The following is a 17883-nucleotide window of genomic DNA, read 5'->3' as shown; positions in this document are numbered from 1 at the left end:
CGATAATCTAACGAGAATATTTTTAATGTTATATTCTTCTACCTCAAATTCGAATATTAGATTCTCGGTCCATCGTTCAGCCGGCGATGACCGAAAACAAGCTCAAAACATGGCTCGAATCGCACCCACGCGCGCTGTCACTTGCATTCAGCACGGTGACGTTCATATTCGCAGCGACGACCACCGCCGTCGCCACCAATGGCGGCGGCTCGACCATTGGCGGCCTGTAAAACCAACTACTCGGCCGATTCAATTATAACATTTATTTTTCTATGAGGTAGTGTACTACATATGACGGAGTCTTCGCGGGTGGGTTTATACGGTAATTTAGTCAGGAGTACACTTTCAGCCGCTGTCGATGAGATGGTGATTGCGACCGCTGAAATCGAATTGATCGAGTCGGTCGCCGAGACGCTTCACACGCTCGACGAGCATCCTCGCCGACTGCGACTCATCACGAACCGAGAGACGATCAAAGACGCAGATAACGATTTTGTCATCTCGAGTCGATTGAACCAGTACATCGAAGACGGGACGCTCGACCTCAGAGTCAACCGTGAACGGCACCCTTCGTCGGTCTTCGTCACGGCCGACGACCTCACGTACGTACACCCGACGACGGGAGAGGAAGCGGTCGCCCTGTCGTCTGACGACGAGGACGTCGTCATCGCCGTTCGTGAAAAGTACATCTCGCAGTGGAAAGACGGGCGTAGGTTCCAACTATCGAAGCCCTCCTACGCTCGGATGCTGGAGAGCCTCGGCGACGACTTAGGTGAGTCGATGGAACAGAGCGTCCAGAGCGTCTTCGAGTCCGCTGGGCTGACTCACCGCGGTGACAACCAGATGGACGAAGTCGATATCTACCTGCTGGTTGGTGCCCAGAACAACCAACAGTTCTACGACATCTGTAACTGGGGCGAGGACATGGGAATCGCCAGTCGCGCGAAGTTCTCCAAGCACAAGCGAGCACTCGAAGAAGCCGGGTTGATCGACACGGAGAAAGTCGCCACCGACATCGGCCGCCCGCGCCAGCGATTGATTTTAGCGAACGACTCGCTCACGACGCTCTCCTCTGTGGAAGTCATCCAAGCCGCACAGTCGGTGATGTAACGGACGCCTCCTTCTCGGCGTGATATTCTCGGCTACGACGACTTCGATTGATACTGTTGTGGCGCGACTCTCTCGGTATGGTGGGTTTTGGTTACGAGGGAACTGCACCACGACGAGCGCGTTCGTTCCCTGCATACGGTCCTGTCGATACCGCGATTAGCTACGCCGTGTTCTACATCTTCGTTGACTATGCGACGCCGACCGTCGTAGACGCGGCAGCGATTGTCTTCCCGTCGGTATCGCCGTCGAGCGTACGGTTCGGGCTCGCTGCACTGCTGTGGTTCGTCCTCGTCGTGACGCTTCTCGATCAGGCTCGCCGGCAACTCGCAGCACTCGGCGTCGGTGTGAAAGACGCCTACCAGAGTCGTGGACATCCCGGCGTCCCATCCGCGACGTGGATGGTCGTGTACGGTGGTCTGGCGCTCGTCGGTGGTGCTATCGCGTCTCTCACGTTCGATAGAGCGCTCGAGACCGGCCGAGAACTGATTTTGTTCTTCGCCACACTCGACCTCGCACGCTTCGTTCCCGCCGACTTCGTCCTGCTCGTCGTCTTCTTCGTCTCGTTCGGCGTGGCGACGTTCGCACTCGATAGACTGGTCATCGGCGGGGTTAGAGCGGTCGTTCCACCCACCGGCGGAGTGTAGCTGACGGCTTGCCTCTGTTCTGCGTAAGTTTCCACTCTCCAATTTCCTCTCCAAACAGGTCCCCACGTTCCTGTCTCATGCCCACTTCGTTGCCCAGACATCCAGCGAAATGAGACACTCACGAACGACAACTCGGAATTTATTGAATTATTCAAATAACTGAACCAACACTTAATCTCCAATCTGACGACTAGAGAACGCCATGCGAGCAGCAGTTTACCACGACCGAAAGGACATTCGAATCGAGGACGTCGAAGAATCGGCTGTCGGTGCGGACCAGGTTCGTATCCAAGTCGATTCGTGTGGAATCTGTGGCACAGACCTCCACGAGTACACGGCCGGCCCGATTTTCGTCCCAAGCGGTGAGCCACATCCCATCTCTCAGGAGAAAGCCCCGATTAGACTCGGCCACGAGTTCAGCGGCATTATCACCGACGTCGGCGATTCGGTGACGGACCTCGACGAAGGCGATGCCGTCGCAATTAACCCGATTCTCTACTGTGGCGACTGTCGCCAGTGCAACGAAGGCAACTACCACATCTGCGAGTCGATCGGGTTCCTCGGCCTGTCCGGCGGCGACGGCGGATTCGCCGAGAGCGTCGTCGTGAACGCCGAACACGCCGTCCCGCTCGGTGACGACATTCCAATCGAGTACGGCGCGTTGGTCGAACCACTGACGGTCGGTCTGCACGCCGTCCGGCGCTCGGGACTCAAGGCTGGCGACGCCGTCGCCGTCTTCGGGAGCGGGCCGATTGGCCTGTCGGTGATTCAGTGTGCCCGTGCGGCGGGAGCCGGGACGATTTATGTCTCCGAACCGCGGGAAGCACGACGCGAGCGCGCCCGCTCGTGCGGTGCCGACGAAGTCATCGACCCGACGGAGACGGACGCCGTCGAGTACATCAAGTCGCAGACCGACGGCGGTGCAGACGTCACCTTCGAAGTCGCGGGCGTCGAAGCCTCGTTCAACGACGCCGTGATGAGCACCGCGCCGTCCGGCCGGACGACAATCGTGAGCATCTGGGAGAAGGAAGTCAACACCCACCCGAACAACCTCGTCCTCGGCGAACGGACGATTACCGGCACGCTCGCCTACACGGGTGGTCCCCGCTCTCGTGAAGAGTACGGAATGGTCATCGACATGCTCTCGAACGGACGCCTCGACCCAGAACCATTCATCACCGACCGAATCGCCCTCGACGAACTCGTCGAGAGCGGGTTCGAACGACTCATCGACCCGCAGAGCGAGCACGTGAAGATTCTCGTCAAGCCGGGCGAATAGTCTGAACCGTCCAATTTTTCGACTATTCTGTCTGTGTATCCCGTTCGTTCGTCGGTTCGGGAGTTAACGTTGTGTCGGGTTATTGAATGGCTCTACTTCTGCGGATAGCAGCGATTAGGCTGAGACGTGATGGTTACCCAGTCCGGCCAGAAGTCAACATTGAAATTTCAGGACCCAGTGCATTGATTTCCAGTCGTCGAGCGTACGCTAGCAAATTCGAAAGGGAATGTCACAATTACAATCTAATTCACGAATCGAAGAAGGGGCGTATATAATCTGAAAATTAGTGTATTCATGGATCTCCACACAAGAATCTCAGATGTACCCGCATTACTGATTATTTATTTACACGTATCGCCTATGTTCCCATCGGTGGGTGTGAACTATGACAAATAGCCTTAATGTTGCAGATTATTTGTTGAACCAAGATGGAAGTGTAATAGAAGTGGTGTCTGTATTAATTTTAGCCATCATAGCAGCCATTGGCAAATTGTACGGAGCTAATGTTTATAACTTAATTAATGATGGTTGGGTACAGATAACAACCGGAAGAGAATATTCTGATTCAAAATTGATTACAGAAATGGAAAATCTTTCTATGCAGTTAAGAGAACTTGGTGACGACCTTAGATTCATCCGACTTTCTGAAGATGAATATGAGTTATTTGTTGATTCAGGAGAATACTACAAGGAACAATTTTATCCAAGGTTTAACGAAATCAAAAGAGAATTGAGAAAAAGGAACATTTACGTTGGGGAATTGTCAAAGCAAGAAACCATGGTTGGGACCTGGATAGAAGTGGATTTAGAGTATTGGGAAAGGTGGTTTAATTCCACAACATGGGTAACGCCTGAAAGACTGCTGCACAGTGAAATCAATTCTGACTATCTTATTGAAAAAAGAAACCATTTCTATGACCGAGTTGACCGCATTCCTAGTGCACTTGATGGATTGGCAGAGATGATAGAAGAGACTGCTAAAAAAATCAACTAAGAAGACTTGGCTGTTTAGTGCAGATCAGAGGTGGTAAGGCTGGCAATCGAGAATCCAAACTCCGAAGTCTTGGTTGAAACCCCTGACCATTCTGTATAGCGGTATGTAGCTCATATGTCGATTGCCATTCTATAACCCAATTTTACTAATTGCGGTTGTGTATGACCCACTGCAGCGTATTATCTTGTCCCCGTTATCTGGTCTCCCGACCCGCCGAGCTTCAGTGTTGGGAGCAATTTCTAACTCGTCTAAAACTACTCAACCAGGCCATCTCTATACACCACTTCCCGTCACTGACACGTCGATATTCTGTTCGGAAAAAACCTCTATACCACCGACTGAGACTGCAATCGTTTTTCGACGCTCAGAAGATCACTCCTATTCTTTGCATCACTCGTTTCCCGAACGCTACGTCCTGCGACGAACGCGCTACTCAGGCTCGAACAGGTCCTCGATTCGGCACTCGAAGAAGGCGGCGAGACAGAGAACGCGAGTTCGCCCGACGGTTCACGGTCTCTGCCGGAATCCCGGCGATAGGCGACGCGCTACCATTCGACCGAACTCACGCGCCCCGTCTCGTCGATATGTCCCACCAACTCGTCGCCGTCGATGGTGACGGTGACCGTCGCGCCCGTCTCGTCTGCTTCGTACGTTAGCGTTTGCGGAGTGAGCACTCGCCACGTCGGCGTCGAAGACACGTCGATACCGTGCTCGAAGAAGAAGCCCTGTGTCGCCGGGTGGAACAACAGCGGCATCGAGGCGCTCGCCCGAGACTTGTCGCCACACAAGTCGCAGGTCCACGAGATTGCCGGCGGCTCTCTGTCGGGTTCGAGTTCGCCGGTCAGTCGCCCCGCACAGTTCACACAGAACCCTGCAGTGGTCTGCTGAAACAGCGTGTACATCCATCGGTCGAAGATTTCCGGGAGTTCTTCGGGTTCGTACTGGTCGAGTGTCCCACTCGGGAACCAGAACGTCGAGACGAACTCCTCACAGTGCTGGCACTCGATTTCGACGTGCTCGCCTTCGTAGGTAACCGTGAGAACCGACTCATCGCACAGCGGACAGCGGTCGGTCGTCTCCACTGTCGGTATCTCGGCGTCCGCGGTGTACGTCCCGGCGATGAGTGCGCCCACGACCTGATGGCCGGCGATAGTCAGTTCGTACCCATCTTCGGTTCGTCGGACGAACGTCCCTTCGAGTTTCCCGAGGTGGTAGTTGAACTTCCCCGAGTCGCGCTCCTCGACGCGTGCCCGCAGTTCCGAGAACGTCTGGGGTTCGTCACGAGACTCACTTAGCGCACGGAGAATCTCGATTCGAAGTTCGTTACCGAGGAGCGAGAACACCGCCTCGGGCTGCTTTCGAAGTACGTGAATCGCATCATCGCTCATGAATTTTCAATCGGGCGCGGCCGCTATCATGGTTGTCGTCGAGCGGCCCTACTTCTCGTTTACTCCTCCATCAGCAGAGAGCGACGTCACGGGTTTCCCGCTCTCTTCGTTGACTGGTTCTGTGTGACCGAGACGGTCGGTTCCATCTGCAACCGTCGAACCGCGAGTGTCGAATGCTGCGAGAAGCGTCCGGAGTTTGCCCGCGCGTTCGGTGAGCGTGTCGGCGCTCGTTCGAACCTCGCTGGCCGACGCGACTTGCTGTTCCGTTGCGACCGACACCGTCTCCGCTTGTGCGGACGTCTCTTCGCTCACGCCGGAGACTTCGGTCACCATCGACGAGACTTCCTCGGTCGATTCGGCTTGCTTTTTCGTCGCTTGCGTAACTTCGTAGACGCTCGATTCGGTCTCCTCGATGCGGGTGCCCATCCGTTCGAGCGAATCGATTGCCTCTTCGACCGACTCGGTGCCGTCTTCGACACGGTCGTTCATCTGCGTGACGCTCTCGACGATGGTCTTACGCTGTGCCTGCACGTCTTCGATGAGTTCCGAGACGTCTTCGGCGGAGTTCGACGTCTCTTCTGCCAACTGTTTTACCTCGTTGGCGACGACGGCAAAGCCGCTCCCTGCTTCACCTGCACGGGCCGCTTCGATGTTCGCGTTGAGCGCGAGCAGGTTCGTCTGCTCGGCGATGTCTTGAATTACTGCCACGATATCTCCAATCTCGGCAGTGAGGGCTTCGAACGCACGAACGTCTGCCGCCGTGGTCTGTGTCTCTTTTCGAATCGCGTTCATTCCCGATAGCGCGTCCTCTGCGGCGATACGGCCGTCTGCCCCGACCGTGGCTGCCTCGGTCGCGTTCTCCGCCAAGCCCTCCGCCGAACTTGCAATCTCTTCGACCGTCGTCGAAAGTTCGTCCATCTCCATGGCGACCGACGAGAGTTGGCGCGTCTGTTCTCTCGCTCCGTCGGAGATTTGGCTGACAGACGTTGCGACTTCCTCGCTGGCGTCGTTCATCTCGGTCGCGCCCGTATTGACTTGTTCACTGAGTAACTCGACATCGACGGCGAACTGGTTGACATCTTGGACCGTCGATTCGATATCGTCCATCATCGAGTTGAACGACGTGGCGACGTCGGCCATCTCTTCGCTCTCTACATCTTCGTCGAGTCGTCGTGTAAGGTCTCCCGCCGCGCACTGCTCCATCGTTTTACTGTACGAATCTGCCGACGTTCGGAGTCCTTCGACAGTCTCTTCGAGCGCATCACGCATCCGACCGAATCGGTGATACAACTCGCCGACTTCGTCTTTTCGACCCGTCTCGAGACCGACTTCGAAGTCCCCGTCTTCGAGTCGCTTGGCTTGCGAAGAGAGTTTGTTGATCGACCGCGACGTGTTGCGGACGAAGGTGACGCCAACGACGGCGAGTCCGGCAGCGATCATCACGAAGACCACCACTTCGTAGGTCAACGTCTGCGTGTCAACCCCGAAGACGCTCGTCGGTGCCTGCACGACGAGTCCGTACGTCCCATCGAACGGGACGTACGCGGTCGCAGTCCCGTTCTCGACGATGAGTCCCTGTTCGCCGGCGATACTCCTCTCGACCGCAGCGCTTGGACCGGTATACGCCGTCTGAATCCTCGCCGAATCCTTCGAGAGGACGACTGTTCCATCTCCCGTGACGAGGTGCGTTTGGGCACCTTCGACTGCGGTTTCGAACTCGAAGCCTTTTGCGAGATTAACCACGACGGAGACGGCGTGGGTGTCGTCTGCTGTGGTCGGACTCACGAACGCGAGATAGTGATTCCCGTCCCGCGAATAGATGTCCGTCAGTGCGACTTCGCTACGCTCCGAGAACGTGAGTGACCCCGCCCACGGTGCTGTTTCGGTGACTCCCCCTGTGCCATTCGCTGCGATGACCTCTCCGGTCGTCCGGTCAACGTATTGGATTGCTTCGACCTCTGCTGGCAGGAGTGGACGCTGTGCATCGAACGCCCGTTCGACGGCCGCTGGCTCTCCGCTTGTGACCGCATCGAGCGAAGAGAGCATCTGCGCGCTCGATTGGTGTTCTCGCGCCCAGTCACCGATTTCGACTGCACTATCACCAGCGTCTGTGAGCATGTTCGTGGCGACAGTTTCGTTTTGGCCCTGTGCCACGTCCGCATAGATTCCAACGAGTGCAATAGCGACGACGAACAGAATCGCTGCCGAGACGGCGACGTACCGACGAATGTAACTCCTTTGAATCCAGTTTACAATTTCAATTATGTAATTGTTCACGTTTCGTATTGTCTCTGATTCGAGGATGTAATAACAACTCTCTCCTGAGAATCACGGATGATATTCACTTGGTATGCGAGAGTGCAACCGACAAAAACACCCCACATTCCAGTACGCGTCAATCGTTGGCATGTGGCCTGCTGACCGACTACGTCTCTCGTACTCGTTTTTTAGGTTGGAGTTGACTCCTCGCCTGATTGGTTGACGTGGCGTCGAGAATCACTATCTCGCTCATCCGTGGTGGTTCGCTACAATCGATTGGAACCCGACGAATAGCATCGACCACGACACGCTTTACGTGCTTGAAACAGCACGACAATTTATTTCTCGCTGCATGTACGTACAGGGAGGTTCGTCGTTTGAAGCGTCTAACCCTGCTTCGCCCCGACTTTTCGCAGACTGTCGTCACGTCCGAGTCTGGTTCAAAAATACAAAACAGAAATATTCATAGATTCTCAGAACGTTGTGGCATACGATGGAGTCTACGCAGGCAGACGCGACGACCACCGAATCGACCGAGCGCACTGCCGCCGTGCTCGACGTAGCGGGGTTACGATACACGTATCCGGGAAGCACCGAGCGGACGCTCTACGGATTGGATTTCACGATTCACGAGGGCGAAGTGTTCGGCTTCCTCGGCCCGAGCGGTGCCGGAAAGAGCACGACGCAGAAAGTCCTCATCGGTCTCCTCGAAGACTACGACGGCCGGGCGGTGACCCTCGGGAGAGAAGTCAGCGAGTGGGGAAAAGACTACTACCAGCACGTTGGCGTCTCGTTCGAATCACCCAACCAGTACCTGAAACTCACCGGCCGAGAGAACCTCCAACTGTTCGCGTCGCTGTACGACGGAGAGACGGTGGACGCCGACGAGTTGCTGTCGATGGTCGGCTTGGACGACGCCGCGGACATGCGCGTCGAAGCCTACTCGAAGGGGATGCGGATGCGGTTGAACTTCGTCCGCGCGCTGGTTCACTCGCCGGAACTCCTCTTTCTCGACGAACCGACGACGGGTCTCGACCCCCGTAACGCACGCATCGTGAAGAACATCGTCCACGACTTACAGCAACAGGGTACCTCCGTCTTTCTCACGACGCACGACATGACCGTGGCAGACGAACTCTGTGACCGAGTCGCGTTCATCGTGGACGGCGAAATTCCCGTCATCGACACCCCGTCGAACCTCAAGAAAGAACACGGCGCGCCGCTCGTCAACGTCGAGTACCGACAGAACGGCCTGCTCGAAACGGCGCAGTTCACCCTCGATTCGATTGGCGACGACGAGGCGTTCCAGCGACTCCTCGCCACGTCGAACGTCGAGCGAATCCACTCCAGCGAAGCCACGCTCGAAGACGTGTTCATCGACGTGACCGGCCGGGAGTTGGTCTAGATGAGCGTCCGGTCGATGACCGAGTGGGACGCCCGTCTCCAGTACAGATACGGCTTCTACGCCATCTACGCAGTCGTGACTGCCTTGTTCATCGTCGGGTTGAAGCAACTCCCCGCGAGCGCGCAAACCTCCGGACTCGTGCTCATCCTCTTCAGCGACCCCGGATTCCTGGGCTTCTACTTCGTGGGCGCACTCGTCCTCTTCGAGAAGAACGAGGGCGTCCTCGACGCGCTCGTGAGTTCGCCGCTCTCGGTTCGTGACTACCTCGTCTCGAAAGCCGCCTCGCTGTCGTTCATCGCCCTCCTCGGTGCGACCACCGTCGCGCTGTTCGTCTACGGACCGGGGTTCGACTGGGTGTGGTTCGTCCTCGGAATCGGTCTCACCGCCGTCGTCTTCACCCTCCTCGGGTTCGTCGCCGTCGCTCGATTCGACACGCTGAACACGTACTTCATGACGGCGATTCTCTACTTGACGCCGCTGTCGCTTCCCCTGCTCGATTTCTTCGGCATCGTCGAACACCCGCTGGTCTACTTGTTTCCCACGCAGGCCTCGCTCGTTCTCATCACCGCCGCGTTCGAGGCGGTTCCGACGTGGGAACTCGCCTACGGCGTCGGCTATCTCGTCGTCTGGATGGGGCTGAGCTACCTCCTCGCTCGCCGAGCGTTCGTGAGACACATCGTCCGCGGAACCGGCGACGGTGGACAACCCTCTCGACGACACCGTCCCGGACTGTTCGCGGGCCGGTCGCTCGGCCCGACGGCGACGCTCATCGTGACCGACCTGCGGAACTGGAGCCGTGACCCCCTCTTGCTGTACATCGGTTTTTTCCCGATTCTCCTCGGTCTCCTCGTCCGCTTCGGCCTCTCGCCGCTCGACGCCGCTTTGACGTTCGTGGACCTCTCGGCGTACGCTGGCATCCTGCTCGCGGCAATCCTCTTGCTGCCCGGTGCGACGTTCGGCTTCGCCGCTGGTATCTTCATGCTCGAAGACCGCGAACAGGGAATCCTGCAGGCGCTCCGAACGACGCCGCTCACGGGCGACGGCTACCTTCGCTACCGCGGTCTCGTCTTCCTCACGCTCACGTTCCTGATGACGCTCGTCGTCGTCCCGCTCGTCAACCTCGGAACGCTCTCGCTCGGCACCCTCGTCGCACTCGCCGCAGTCGGGTCGTTCCACACTGCCGTCACCGGGTTGTTGATGGCGAGTCTCGCCTCGAACACCGTCGAGGGCGTCGGCGTGAGCAAGGGGCTCGGCTTCCTGATTATCGGGCCGATGGTCGCACTCGCGCTCGTCGCAGAACCACTCCAGTTCCTCGCTGGCGTCTTCCCACCGTTCTGGGTGATGAAAGCGACCGTTCTCGCACTCGCCGGTGAGGGTGGTGTGCTCACTATGCTCGCTGTCGGCGTACTCTACAACGCGCTCGTCATCGCCGGACTCCTCCGCCTGTTCAATCGGCGCGCCGACTGAGTGTCCCGTACGGCGGTGCTACTTCCGCCCGACTCGAGAACTCACGATTTATGTATTTTTGATTCCTACATCCTCCATGCGAGGCTTCTCCGACGACGAACGCGAGCGGATTCGAACGCGCTTCATCGAGGCCGGTCGAAAGCTCTTCTCTCAGTACGGCATCGGCAAGACCACGATTGCGGACCTGACCGGGGAAGTCGGTATCGGGACGAGCACGTTCTACCAGTTCTACGATTCGAAAGAGGAACTCTACCTCGCGGTGCTCGAAGACGAGGGCGAGGACATCGCCGAGCGGATGGCCGCGGAGGGATTCTTCGAACTCGACGACCCGCGAGAGACGGTCGAGCAGTTCCTTCGGTTCGTCATGGACGAAATCGAGACGAACCCGCTCACACGACAGCTGCTCGTCGGCGACAACATCGACCGCATCCGCGACCAACAGTCACCGGCAGACCGACGCGAAGAACGACAACAGGATATCGACTTCGTGCTCTCGTTTCTCGGCCCCTTCATCGAAGACGGGCGCGTGTTCGGCCAGGACCCCGAAATCATCGCCAGCGCTGTCGTCTCCATTCCGTATCTGACGCTGCATCAGGAAGATATCGGCACCGAGCGCTATCCCGAAGTTCGGGACTACGTCATCGAGTCGTTCGCCCGTGGCATGGTTCGGGAGGGTCACTCCGCCGCGAACGACTGAATCGTCACGTCTTCGGTGTCGGAGAGCGCCCGTTCGATTCGCCGCGCTCGCCATCCGAGCGGCGACAACACGCTCTCACACGCGCGAACGAGTTGCATACGATAGAACTCGAAGTCGTAGGTCGTCGGCCCCTCCTGCACCAATCGGACCCGCTCTCGTGACCGCGTTTCGTCGTCGGCGACGACGTACGAGATCGACTGCCCGGGATGGCGAGCGAGTCCCAACTCGTTCGCTCGTTCGAGCGCCGCCACGTTTCTGGTGTACTGTGAGTAGGCTTCCAGTGGCTTCGAGACGCGGTTCGTGATGGCGAGCGCCGACGGGTCGATAGCGCCGCGTCGAAGACGGTCGATGTGGACCTGGAGGTGCTCGCAGACGACGGCGGGGTCGCGCGACTCGTCCAAGACGCGAATCAACTCTTTCTGTGCGTCTTCGACGAACGAGGGCGTACTTCGCTGACGGCATTCGATTCCGCGGAACTTGTAGGCGTCTTCGCCGACGCTCGCTTTAGTTGCCTCGATAGCTTTCTTCCCGAAGTACTTCGTGAGCGCACCGGTCTCGCCGGTTCGAAGGGGGACGAACGCAATCCAATCGTAGCGCGCCTCGTACTCCAAGCGAATCCCGACGCGTTCGGAAATCTCGTCCGCAACGTCGTCGAGCGGGGTCTGTGACTCGCCCTCGCTCGGCGTCACCCAGACGCTGTCCACGATACCGTGGACGACGTGCCAGCCGTGTCGTTCGAACGCGGCTTTCGCATCGAGGAGTATCTCGCGGGCGAACGCGTTGATGGCTTCGTGGCACTCGATACGTCCGAACTTCGCGTTGGCGAACCCCTGATAGCCGAAACACGAGACGAGAATCCACTTGATTGCGTTCGACCGGCCCTTCAGTTCGGCCGCTCGCTCGGGGTCGTCCGTCTCTCGGAGCTCGGCTTTGATGGCATCTCTGTCTTCGACGAGCGGCCGGAGGACTTCCGGAAGGAAGCCGTCCTCCTCACAAATCGAATAACCGAGTTCGGGGACGTCGCTCCGGTCGGCGTGGCAGTCGCATCGAATCCGCTCGGGACTCACGTTTCGAGAGACGATGATGTTCGGGTAGAGCGACGAGAAGTCGAGTTCGTGCACGTCCTCGTGGAGCCCGACTTCGGGGGCGAACGTGAATCCGCCGCGGTCGGCGTCTCGGAGTTGGCGCATCGTCTTGAACTGCTCGTGACGCCACGAGCGCCACGGAACGAGAACGTTACGCCGGCGTGCTTCCTGAATCTGGATGCCGGTGAGAATCGTTCCAATCGACGACCGCGCCAACTCTTGGAGGGGTCGCCCCGAGCGCGAGACGAGGTCCAGACAGCCGTCGAGGTTCGTCTGGTTCCACATGAACGTGTTCGAGCGGTCGATAATCGCCCGCCCGGGGAGATTGTATCTGGCGGGGGAGTGGCCAACCATTCCGTAGTGCGTGTACGTCGATTGCCCGGCGAGTCGCTGAAAACCGGGCAGCCGGCCGAGTTGGAAGTCGGCAACGTCGAATCGTTCGGCCTGTTCGAACAGGGTGGGAATCACTTCACTCGTGTTTACCAGCAGTACGTCGGGGTCCGTCTCGGAGATGGACGTGGAGAGCCGTTCGAGGAGGTCAGCGGGGGTGCTCGTGAGTCGCTCGCCGTCGAGCGTGAGTTCGGTAATCGGGCCGTGGGCGAGCTGGAGTTCGTCCACCGAGAGCGACGTCGTGGTGGGCTTGCGCGCCGGTGTCGGGTCGATTCCCGCTTCGAGGCAGTACCGAAACTCCCGCGAGAAATCGACGTTGTAGAGGCGATGGTCGCCGGGATTTCCCCATCCACCGAGCGTTCGTGCGAGTCGCTTCACGCCGTCGAGGGTCGCAACGTCGATTCGGAGTACGGGGCTTGCATCGTGCCGAAACGAGATTCGTCGCTCTTCGATACGCGTCCGCTCGGTCAGGGGGTGCTCGCGCACCGCCGCCTCGACATCGGAGAGCGTCTGGTCGCCGTGGACGGAGACGTACAGCGTGGGGGTGTACGAGCCGTCGCGGGTCGCAGTCGCCCCGTCGTCGGTCAACGACCACCGGACGACGTCGCCATCGAGGTAGTCGATTTTGTAGCCCATCAGCGTCTGTGGGGTCCGGGGTCGTTCGCGTCGTTCGTACTCTTCTCGTCACCCTCGCTACTCTCACCACGCTCGTCGTCTCTCTCTTCGAGTGCATCGAGGCGTTCGGCGAGTGTGTCGAGGCGTTTCTCCTGTTCGAGCATGACTGAGACGAGAAACGGCTGTTCGACGAACTGGTGGTTCAGATACCCGCTCGCGTCGGCGTGCTCTCGCGCCTGTTCGAACAGTCGGTCGAAGTGCTGCTGGTCGGGACGACGAAGTGCCCGCCGATACTTCGACCAGTCCCGCTCGATTGCCCGCAGGGAGTCGCGGTAGGTCGGGTTAGTACGACCCACCGACGCTCACCTCCGGCGAGACGGGCGCTTCCGCGAGCGACGGGTGCCGTTCGAGGAGGACGCGCTTCCAGAACGCGAGGGTCGTCTGTATCCAGCCGTCACCGAGCGGGTAGACGAGCGTCTCGAACTCGTCGCCGGTGAATCGCGGACCGAACTGCGTCGATTCGCACGCGAGCGTCTCGTCCGCGACGGATTCGAGCGGTGCCGAGAGGCTGTCTCGTTGCGAACGCGAACAGAGTACCGAGATGTCGAACGCTTCGGCCACTCGTGCGACGAGTTCGACGCCGTGCTCGAACAGCCGTTCGGCCTCTCCCCGAGCGAGGTCGTCGTCTCGGTAGGGACGGTCGAACTCCGGAACGACGACGAGACCAATTTCGGGCGTAATCGCCTCTCCCAGGTCTCGGAGGAGGCTACAGTGCTGCCACGGAGTGAACGACCGGGCGATGCGGATTCGGTCGAGTACGCGCATCGACGGGACGAGTTCGACGAGCGGTTCCGTACAGCCGTTTCCGTGTGTGTCTATCCACAGCGCTCTGCCAGCGCCCAGTAGCACCTGGTCGAGGACGAGCGAGTGGAGCGCACCCATCGTTCGGGTGGATTGCTCTAAGAGCGTGATTCCGCTCCCGAGCGAGGGGAGTTCGGGTCGATTTCGGTTACCCATCATCGTAGCTCACTGTTCGACTGCCATTCATTTAGGCAAGACAGGGCCGCTTCCGGAAGTTCCGAAAGCGGTGCGGGACAGTCGTGGACGACCGACGCTCTCTACTTCACTCGATACGTCCGCGCCCGGTTTTCGCCCTCGGCGGCGACCAACCCGTACTGGTCCATCTTCGAGAGGTAGTTCCGAACCGTGCGCTTCGTCTTCGGGCTGTCTACGGCCTCGGCGTAGGCGTCGTACAACTCGCCGGGATGGAGTTCGCCCTGCTCTTCCAGTATCTCGTAGAGCGTGCGCTGGTGGTGGTGCAGTTGCTCGATCGTCTTCTGGCGCACCTCTCTTCGTCCGTCGGGGACCGCTTCTCGAACCATCGCCGTCGAAATTGTCGTCGCGTCCTCCTGGTCGGCCCGGCGGGCAGCGTTCCGGAGAATGCCAATTGCGACCCGGGCGTCACCCGCCGCGGCGTCGGCGATGAGTTGCAGTTGCTCGGTTCCGATTGCGTCTTCCGATAGCCCCCAGCGGGCGCGGGCGGCGAGAATCGACACGAGTTGAGTGAGGTGGTACTTTTCGAACGAGACGCGAACACTGCTGTACAGACGACTCGTGAGTCGGTCGTCCAACTGGTTGAACAACTCCGCCTCCCGATTTGCGATGAGGACCATCGTGATACCGCGCGTGCGATACAGGTCGTAGAGCACGCGCTTGTCTTCGAGTTGGTCTGCCTCGTCGAGGATGACGACGTACTGCGGGCCGTCGTAGTCGCGGAGGCGGTCCAAGAGTTCGTCTTTCGGCGTCGAACGGCGGTGGATGTCAACCGTTCGGTCGATGCCTTCCAACAGGCGATACAACACCTGAAACCGCGTGTAGTCCTGCCAGCAGTTGACGTACTGCGTGTTGATATCGAGGACGTTCTCGCGGAGTTGCTCGGTGGTGTACTTCGCAATGCAGGTCTTGCCCGCACCGGAGGGACCGAAGAGAAGGCTCGTCTCACCCGGTTGGCCGTCCATTATCGGGCGAAGCGCGTTCGACAGCGTATTGACTTCTTGGTTGCGATGCTCTACTTCCCGCGGAATGAACTCCTGCTGGAGAACCCGAGCATCGTTAATCATCGGTTGTGGTGTCTTTCGGTGCTGGATACATAAGCGGAAGCGTGTGGGTTCCGATTCTTCCGATTGCGTGTGGATGTGGAATCGATGGGGAGATACGGGATCCCGATATGTGGGTGCACCTACACGTGACACTGATCACCAGCCGCAGATACCACGAGAACCTCATCCGAACTATCGAATGATGAATGATGTCGTCTATCCGACACTACAGTCACTCAGAACTGCACCTCTCCAATTGTAACTGAAACGACTATTTACAATTCCTTTCTGAAAAGTGATGACTCCCACTAAACCGAATATTCTAAAATCCTAGTGAATATTCGATGTATGGGAGGCATTTTGAAACTATATGGCGAAAACGATGCGGGATACTGCTGAATAATTAACCATCCCGAATTTAGACTCGACTAATGTCTCTTAATTTACTTATATTCCACATCGACATTCCGCAGTCTCGAACGCAATGTACTACATTAAATTATCTTCCTGCCACATGGCGTACTTCTCGCCTCCCCCACGTCTGTCCTCACTTCGGTACCTCGTGGACCGTCGAGTTTGGGGGACGGCCTCGACGAGAAGAAACGAGTTCGGACGCTAACCAGTGACTTCCGCTACTTACGAGAGGTCGAAGAGCGACAAGTTGGCTGCGTCGTCCGAATCGGTGAGCTTTTCGACGGCGATAGCCGCGTCGAGTCGGTCGTCGGATTCGTAGTACATCCACGGTTGGCCACTCTCGTCTGTGACCAAGAACGGCGAACTACACCGACCGTTGTCCGGGTCCCCACTCGTCGATTGGTTGAACATGCCGAGGTGGTTCTCCATGTCGATGTTCTCACCGACCTCTGCGACCCACTGATTGCCGTCCGATGCGTGGAATGCGAGATAGTAGGACCCAGCGTACTCGAAGAAGAACGGGCCCGAGACGTTCCCGTCGTGTTCGGGTTGTGGTGAAATCACCTCGTCGGGATCGACGCTCCAGTTTTTCCCGTCGTCGGATGTCGCAAGCCGAATGTGGCGGGTACCGCCCTGATTGGACATGAAGAACATCGTGTAGCTGTTCGACCGATTCGGAATCGAGTAGTTGTACACCCGCGCGTACGACGTCTCGGACGACCCGGCGTACATCGAGGTGTCCACGGCGACGCCACCGTAGTCGAACGTCGCGCCGTCGTCTCCGCTGCAGTACCACCACCGCGTCTTATCGTTGTCCCCGTGCGCATAGAGCAGCACTTTGTCGTACTCGTCGGCGTAGATCGCGTGTGGTGACGAGATGTGCGAGACGCCGCCGAAGTCCGATGGGTCGATAATCGGGTTTCCGGAGTACTCTGTCCACGACCCGTCGCCGAGGGTGTCCGAGTAGTACAACGCGACGCCGACCGTTTCACCGTCTTTCGTTTCCGACGTTCCGTGAGGCGCACAGTAGAGGTGATACTTCCCGAGTGGATTATCGATTTTCGACGTTTCGATGATGGACGGGAAGATGAACTCGTCTGCCGGCGAGTAACTCTGGGCGCTCGGGTCGAACGCCACCCCCTGATTGGCGAACTCGATGTCGGTCACCGTGTCGTTTCCGTCGAGGTCTGCCGACCCGGGGTTCGAGTACAACTCGGAGACATCTGCTGCAGAGAGACCACGCGAATACGTGCGAACCTCGTCGATTCTGCCGTCCCAGTAGTTGTGGTCTCCGTTGTCGCTCCCGATTTGAATGTCGGAATCAGACGCGAGAGTGCCGCTTACCGACGTGCTATCGACGCTCGTTCCATCGACGAACAGTTCGAGGGTGCTCCCGTCGTACGTCACCGCGAGGTGGACCCACGAACCGGTCGTCGGAGAGCCACCGGTCACCTTCTGTATCGTCCCATCGAACCGCGCCGCGAACCCCCAGTGGTCGTCTCCGATATCGTACCACATCGAGAGGTCGGCGTTCGGCCAATCGCCGAGTATCGCCTTGTCCTCGGTCAGTGAATCCGCGTTGACCCACACCGAATACGAACCGCTCGCACTCCCCGAGAGGACGTGCGGGACGCTAATCGTATCGCCCGTCCCATCGAAGGAGAAACAGTCGCTGGAGATTCCAGCCGAACCGGGCGAGGCACCGTTGACCGTCCCGTCGTTTCCGTTCCCGGACGAGTCCGTGGCAGACGTCCCATCGAGTTTGTAGTAGGATTCGAGGGCGCTGTCGTAGGCGGACGCCGTCCCGGCTACCGATGTCCCGAGTCCGAGCCCACCCAATCCGAGCATGCCGAGTGATTTGACTACTGTTCGCCGACCGATGTCGAAGTGTTCTTGCATAGCTGCTGCTACCTCGTGGCCCACGCTATCGTGACCCATGACACTATCATCTTTCTTTCTGATAAATCCTTTGTAGCCCAAACTGTGGTTCTGTGACTCGAACGACGTGCCGAGCCACCCGATAGATACGTTCGACCA

At 58.3% G+C, this 17883-nt stretch carries 15 protein-coding genes; 8 read left to right on the top strand and 7 right to left on the bottom strand.

Annotation, left to right across the window (positions count from 1 at the left end):
- Positions 1 to 86: 86 nt before the first annotated feature.
- From ACFQJC_RS07385 to ACFQJC_RS07365, 5 genes are all read left to right on the top strand, one after another.
- Positions 87 to 230 (top strand): hypothetical protein, encoded by a 144-nt coding sequence (locus tag ACFQJC_RS07385; protein WP_390222675.1) that lies wholly within the window; start codon positions 87 to 89, stop codon positions 228 to 230.
- Positions 231 to 291: 61 nt separating this feature from the next.
- Positions 292 to 1110 (top strand): transcriptional regulator TbsP domain-containing protein, encoded by an 819-nt coding sequence (locus ACFQJC_RS07380; protein WP_465261407.1) that lies wholly within the window; start codon positions 292 to 294, stop codon positions 1108 to 1110.
- A gap of 77 nt (positions 1111 to 1187) precedes the next feature.
- Positions 1188 to 1754: a hypothetical protein gene (locus tag ACFQJC_RS07375; RefSeq protein ID WP_390222673.1), complete on the top strand. Its 567-nt coding sequence runs from the start codon at positions 1188 to 1190 to the stop codon at positions 1752 to 1754.
- Positions 1755 to 1956: 202 nt separating this feature from the next.
- Positions 1957 to 3033, top strand: a complete 1077-nt coding sequence (locus tag ACFQJC_RS07370) for a 2,3-butanediol dehydrogenase (protein ID WP_390222672.1) — start codon at positions 1957 to 1959, stop codon at positions 3031 to 3033.
- A gap of 385 nt (positions 3034 to 3418) precedes the next feature.
- Positions 3419 to 4027 (top strand): hypothetical protein, encoded by a 609-nt coding sequence (locus tag ACFQJC_RS07365; RefSeq protein WP_390222671.1) that lies wholly within the window; start codon positions 3419 to 3421, stop codon positions 4025 to 4027.
- Positions 4028 to 4572: 545 nt separating this feature from the next.
- Here the strand turns inward: ACFQJC_RS07365 and ACFQJC_RS07360 are convergent.
- Positions 4573 to 5415: an ArsR/SmtB family transcription factor gene (locus ACFQJC_RS07360; protein WP_390222670.1), complete on the bottom strand. Its 843-nt coding sequence runs from the start codon at positions 5413 to 5415 to the stop codon at positions 4573 to 4575.
- A 48-nt stretch (positions 5416 to 5463) separates the two neighbouring features.
- Positions 5464 to 7569: a methyl-accepting chemotaxis protein gene (locus tag ACFQJC_RS07355; RefSeq protein WP_390222669.1), complete on the bottom strand. Its 2106-nt coding sequence runs from the start codon at positions 7567 to 7569 to the stop codon at positions 5464 to 5466.
- Between the two features lie 598 nt (positions 7570 to 8167).
- On the opposite strand from ACFQJC_RS07355, the gene ACFQJC_RS07350 reads away from it, so the two are divergent.
- The 3 genes from ACFQJC_RS07350 (at position 8168) to ACFQJC_RS07340 (ending at position 11243) form a co-directional block, all read left to right on the top strand.
- Positions 8168 to 9079 (top strand): ABC transporter ATP-binding protein, encoded by a 912-nt coding sequence (locus tag ACFQJC_RS07350; protein ID WP_390222668.1) that lies wholly within the window; start codon positions 8168 to 8170, stop codon positions 9077 to 9079.
- Positions 9080 to 10546: a fluoroquinolone export ABC transporter permease subunit gene (locus tag ACFQJC_RS07345; protein WP_390222667.1), complete on the top strand. Its 1467-nt coding sequence runs from the start codon at positions 9080 to 9082 to the stop codon at positions 10544 to 10546. It begins immediately after the preceding gene.
- Positions 10547 to 10622: 76 nt separating this feature from the next.
- Positions 10623 to 11243, top strand: coding sequence for a TetR/AcrR family transcriptional regulator (locus tag ACFQJC_RS07340; RefSeq protein WP_390222666.1), 621 nt, complete (start codon positions 10623 to 10625; stop codon positions 11241 to 11243).
- Here ACFQJC_RS07340 and ACFQJC_RS07335 read toward each other — a convergent pair.
- The 5 genes from ACFQJC_RS07335 to ACFQJC_RS07315 all read right to left on the bottom strand — a co-directional run bounded on the left by ACFQJC_RS07335 (position 11222) and on the right by ACFQJC_RS07315 (position 17784).
- Positions 11222 to 13354, bottom strand: a complete 2133-nt coding sequence (locus ACFQJC_RS07335; RefSeq protein ID WP_390222665.1) for a type B DNA-directed DNA polymerase — start codon at positions 13352 to 13354, stop codon at positions 11222 to 11224. The two genes, ACFQJC_RS07340 and ACFQJC_RS07335, sit on opposite strands and share 22 nt — an antisense overlap.
- On the bottom strand, positions 13354 to 13689 hold the full coding sequence (locus ACFQJC_RS07330; RefSeq protein WP_390222664.1) for a DUF8156 family protein: 336 nt from the start codon (positions 13687 to 13689) through the stop codon (positions 13354 to 13356). Before ACFQJC_RS07330 ends, ACFQJC_RS07335 begins: the two co-directional genes overlap by 1 nt.
- Positions 13676 to 14353, bottom strand: coding sequence for a P-loop NTPase family protein (locus ACFQJC_RS07325; protein ID WP_390222663.1), 678 nt, complete (start codon positions 14351 to 14353; stop codon positions 13676 to 13678). Before ACFQJC_RS07325 ends, ACFQJC_RS07330 begins: the two co-directional genes overlap by 14 nt.
- 98 nt (positions 14354 to 14451) lie before the next feature.
- Positions 14452 to 15453: a Cdc6/Cdc18 family protein gene (locus ACFQJC_RS07320; protein ID WP_390222662.1), complete on the bottom strand. Its 1002-nt coding sequence runs from the start codon at positions 15451 to 15453 to the stop codon at positions 14452 to 14454.
- A 615-nt stretch (positions 15454 to 16068) separates the two neighbouring features.
- Complete coding sequence (locus ACFQJC_RS07315) at positions 16069 to 17784, bottom strand: LamG-like jellyroll fold domain-containing protein (protein WP_390222661.1); 1716 nt, start codon at positions 17782 to 17784, stop codon at positions 16069 to 16071.
- Positions 17785 to 17883: the final 99 nt, after the last annotated feature.

This window comes from Haloferax namakaokahaiae, assembly GCF_042663225.1.
GTDB lineage: Archaea > Halobacteriota > Halobacteria > Halobacteriales > Haloferacaceae > Haloferax > Haloferax namakaokahaiae.
This window is presented reverse-complemented; position numbering and strand designations above follow the sequence as displayed.

Excerpts from the sequence above, each read along its gene's own strand:
- ACFQJC_RS07385 (WP_390222675.1), top strand. The coding sequence starts at position 87 with ATGACCGAAAACAAGCTCAAAACATGGCTCGAATCGCACCCACGCGCG.
- ACFQJC_RS07380 (WP_465261407.1), top strand. The coding sequence starts at position 292 with ATGACGGAGTCTTCGCGGGTGGGTTTATACGGTAATTTAGTCAGGAGT.
- ACFQJC_RS07375 (WP_390222673.1), top strand. The coding sequence starts at position 1,188 with ATGGTGGGTTTTGGTTACGAGGGAACTGCACCACGACGAGCGCGTTCG.
- ACFQJC_RS07370 (WP_390222672.1), top strand. The coding sequence starts at position 1,957 with ATGCGAGCAGCAGTTTACCACGACCGAAAGGACATTCGAATCGAGGAC.
- ACFQJC_RS07365 (WP_390222671.1), top strand. The coding sequence starts at position 3,419 with ATGACAAATAGCCTTAATGTTGCAGATTATTTGTTGAACCAAGATGGA.
- ACFQJC_RS07360 (WP_390222670.1), bottom strand. The coding sequence starts at position 5,415 with ATGAGCGATGATGCGATTCACGTACTTCGAAAGCAGCCCGAGGCGGTG.
- ACFQJC_RS07350 (WP_390222668.1), top strand. The coding sequence starts at position 8,168 with ATGGAGTCTACGCAGGCAGACGCGACGACCACCGAATCGACCGAGCGC.
- ACFQJC_RS07345 (WP_390222667.1), top strand. The coding sequence starts at position 9,080 with ATGAGCGTCCGGTCGATGACCGAGTGGGACGCCCGTCTCCAGTACAGA.
- ACFQJC_RS07340 (WP_390222666.1), top strand. The coding sequence starts at position 10,623 with ATGCGAGGCTTCTCCGACGACGAACGCGAGCGGATTCGAACGCGCTTC.
- ACFQJC_RS07335 (WP_390222665.1), bottom strand. The coding sequence starts at position 13,354 with ATGGGCTACAAAATCGACTACCTCGATGGCGACGTCGTCCGGTGGTCG.
- ACFQJC_RS07325 (WP_390222663.1), bottom strand. The coding sequence starts at position 14,353 with ATGATGGGTAACCGAAATCGACCCGAACTCCCCTCGCTCGGGAGCGGA.
- ACFQJC_RS07320 (WP_390222662.1), bottom strand. The coding sequence starts at position 15,453 with ATGATTAACGATGCTCGGGTTCTCCAGCAGGAGTTCATTCCGCGGGAA.
- ACFQJC_RS07315 (WP_390222661.1), bottom strand. The coding sequence starts at position 17,784 with ATGGGTCACGATAGCGTGGGCCACGAGGTAGCAGCAGCTATGCAAGAA.